Annotated in this window: 1 protein-coding gene and 2 pseudogenes; all 3 read left to right on the forward strand. The window is 70.1% G+C overall.

What is annotated here, in order from left to right; genetic code table 11:
* Positions 1-991: heavy metal translocating P-type ATPase (locus tag I5I_RS13480; RefSeq protein WP_036320784.1), on the forward strand; the 991-nt coding region annotated here is incomplete at its 5' end.
* 206 nt (positions 992-1,197) lie between these two features.
* Positions 1,198-3,375 (forward strand): annotated as a pseudogene (locus I5I_RS13485) (DEAD/DEAH box helicase).
* A 112-nt stretch (positions 3,376-3,487) separates the two neighbouring features.
* A pseudogene (locus I5I_RS13490) lies at positions 3,488-3,766 on the forward strand (6-phosphofructokinase); the annotation flags it as partial.
* Positions 3,767-3,798: the final 32 nt, after the last annotated feature.

A 3,798-nucleotide genomic window follows, 5' to 3' on the forward strand; every position in this document is an offset into this window, starting at 1 on the left:
GGTCGCGGTGCCAGCTCGGTGTCCTCTCACCGGACCGGAAGCGCTCGAGGCGGCGGACCGCATCGACACCGTCGTGCTCGACAAGACCGGCACGGTCACCGAGGGCGCGATGACGGTCGACGCCGTCACGCCCATCGGCGGAGCGGATGCCGACGAGGTGCGACGACTCGTCGGATCGCTGGAGAAGGCCTCGGAGCATCCGATCGCGCGTGCGGTCGCGGCACTCGCGACCGCGCCGCAGGAGGTCGGCGCGTTCACCGGTCACGCCGGTCTCGGCGTGACCGGGATCGTCGACGGCCACCGCGTGTTCGCTGGTCGGCCGGCCTTCGCCCGTGCTCAGGCGCCGGGCTCGGGCGCGGACGTCATCGGCGCGGTCGACGCCGCCGTCGACGCCGCTCAGCGGCGCGGCGCGACCGCCATCGTCGCAGGCTGGGACGACCGCGTTCGCGGCGTCGTGGTCGTCGCCGACAGCGTTCGCAGCGACAGCGCGCGCACCGTCGCGGCGCTGGAGTCCCTGGGCCTGAACCTCGTGCTGTTGACCGGCGACAACGCGGGCGCCGCGCGCGCGGTCGCCGACGCCGTCGGCATCCGCGAGGTCGTCTCGGGCGTTCTCCCGGAAGGCAAGGTCGCCGAGATCGAGCGGTTGCGCGCCGGCGGACACCGGGTCGCCATGGTCGGTGACGGTGTGAACGACGCCGCCGCGCTGGCGACCGCTGACCTCGGCATCGCCATGGGATCCGGCACGGATGCGGCGATGCATGCGAGTGACATCGCCGTCACCGGCAGCGGCTTGTCGCCGGTGCTCACCGCGATCGGCCTCAGCAGACGCACGATGCGCATCATCCGCGGCAACCTGTTCTGGGCCTTCGCCTACAACGTCGCCGCGCTGCCGCTGGCGGCGTTCGGTGTGCTCAACCCGATGATCGCCGGCGCGGCCATGGCCTTCTCGAGCGTCTTCGTCGTGCTCAACAGCCTGCGGCTGCGCCGCTGACCCGGCCGCCGCTCGCGGCGGTGGGGGAGGGCGCGCTAGACTGACGACGAGGTCCGCCCCGTTCGTCGCCGCAGCTCGCAGAAGCGAGTACCCGCAGCCGGAGGATCCGCACCTCGCCCCACCCCGCGGCGACCGCTGCGGAACGACTGACCGGTCATCCGACCGGACCTCCGCCGGTTTTCCGGCGCTTCACGCTCAGGAGGAGCATGCCGACCACGGCATCCACTGCCACCGCGTCCCGCCGACGCGGCTCGTCCCATCGCGGGTCATCCGCCCGTCGCGACGACGACGCCCCGCTGATCCCGATCCTCGCCCGCAAAGTGCGCGAGGTCGAGGCGAAAGCCCAGAAGGGCAAGCTGGGTCCGACCAACCGCGTCAAGTTCCAGGTCATCGCCTTCCTCGTTCGCGAGGAGCGCGCGCGTGTGAAGGCCGACGAGGCCGTCCCCGCAGCGGCGCGGGCCGAGCTGCTCAAGCGCCTCGACGGCGTCGCGACCATCCTCGCCAAGACCGCCGCGCGCGACACCTCGCTCATCCAGCTGCTCGAGGTCGATCAGGCCACCTCTCCGGTCGCCAAGCGCATGCGTCGCGACTGGCTGCTCGAGTCGGGCGCGGAGCTGCCCGATGACGAGCTGATCATCACCGATGCGGCGCCCGCCGCCCAGAGCTGGGGACAGACCCCGGTGGTTCCGGCCGCGCTGGCGGAGCGCCAGGTCGTGCCGCCGCAGATCGAGGCGCGCCGCGAGGCGAATCCCTTCCTGGCGCCCGACGTCGCGCTGCGCGCACCGGCATCCACGGCCCGCCGCCGGCTGGACGGCTGGGAGTTGATGGGACCGCTGTACAAGGCGTTCGAGACGGGGGCCGGCGGCGCCACTGCCTCAATGGAGCTTCCGCCCGTCCCCGAGTTCGATCGGATCTCTCCCAAGGGCTCGAGATCATGCCGCACCAGTCCCGCTTCCTGGAGGCGGTGCGAGCCGGTCACGGGTCGTTCCTTCTGGCCGACGAACCGGGCCTTGGCAAGAACGCCCAGTCCGTGCTCGCGGCCTCGGTCGCCGAGGCGTATCCGCTGCTGGCGGTCGTGCCCAATGTCGTCAAGATGAACTGGGCGCGTGAGGTCGAGCGGTGGACGCCGCAGCGACGTGCGACCGTCCATCCACGGCGACGGCGACACCGTCGACGCGTTCGCCGACGTCTTCATCGTCAATTACGAGGTGCTCGATCGGCACCTGTCCTGGCTCGGCTCGCTCGGCCTGAAGGGCATGGTCGTCGACGAGGCCCACTTCATCAAGAACCTCAGCTCGCAGCGTTCCCAGAACGTGCTCGCCCTGGGCGGGCGCATCCGCGAGCAGGTGCGCAACCCGCTGATGCTCGCCCTCACGGGAACGCCGCTGATCAACGACGTCGAGGACTTCGACGCGATCTGGCGCTTCCTCGGCTGGACCAACGGCGAGAAGCCGGGCCCCGAGCTCATGGAGAAGCTCGACGCGACCGGATTCACACCGGCGGACAAGGCTTTCTACCCCGAGGCGCGCGACGCTGTGATCTCGATGGGCATCGTCCGTCGCAAGAAGAAGGACGTCGCAGCCGACCTTCCCGACAAGCTCGTCGCCGACCTGCCGGTGGAGCTCGACGACGAGTTCGGACGCTCGATCCGCGAAGCCGAGCGTGAGCTCGGGTCGCGCCTGGCGGCCAAGTACCGCCGCATCATCGAAGCGCGCGGCGACAAGGTGCTCATCGGCGAGGTCGACGAGGACATCGTCCGCCTCGTCGCGCACGGTGAGCTCGAAGAGGCGAAGGCGTCGGCCGCCGGCGCGGACAACGTCTTCACGATGGTCCGCAAGATCGGTCAGGCCAAGGCGCACCTCGCCGCTGACTACGCGGTGCAGCTGCAGCGCTCGGTCGGCAAGGTGGTGTTCTTCGCGAAGCACATCGACGTGATGGATGCCGCGGAGGCGCACTTCGCGGCATCCGGCCTGCGGACGATCTCCATCCGCGGTGATCAGACGACGACCGCCCGCCAGCAGGCCATCGACGCCTTCAACACCGACCCCGGTGTGGCGATCGCCGTCTGCTCGCTGACGGCGGCCGGCGTCGGACTGAACATGCAGGCGGCATCCAACGTCGTTCTCGCCGAGCTCTCGTGGACCGCCGCCGAGCAGACCCAGGCGATCGATCGGGTGCACCGCATCGGTCAGGACGAGCCCGTCACGGCATGGCGGATCATCGCCGCGCACACGATCGACACGAAGATCGCGGAGCTGATCGACTCGAAGCAGGGGCTCGCCCAGCGCGCCCTGGACGGCGCCCAGCTCGACCCCACCTCGAGCGATTCCGTGCAGCTGTCGGCGCTCATGCACCTGCTGCGCCAGGCGCTCGGCGCCGCCTGAGGCGGGCCGGGATTATCGACGGCGGATGCGGTGGCATCCGCCGTCGATACGGCGATAGTGTCGAGGAGGCAGCGTCGCCGAATCACATCCCGAATCACCAAAGGATCTCCACATGAAGATCGGTATCCTCACCAGCGGCGGAGACTGCCCCGGACTGAACGCGGTCATCCGCGGTGTGGTCCTCAAGGGCACCACGAACTACAACATCGAGTTCGTCGGCATCCGTGACGGCTGGCGTGGCGTCGTCGACGGCGACTTCTTCCCGCTGACCCGGCACGAGGTCAAGGGCCTCTCGAAGGTCGGGGGCACCATCCTCGGCACGAGCCGCACCAACCCCTACGAGGGTCCGCGCGGCGGCGCGGAGAACATCGCGAAGACGCTCTACGGCCACCACAGACTCTAGAGGATCCCCGGGACCGAGCT

Source organism: Microbacterium sp. B24, assembly GCF_000333415.1.
Classification (GTDB): Bacteria; Actinomycetota; Actinomycetes; order Actinomycetales; family Microbacteriaceae; genus Microbacterium.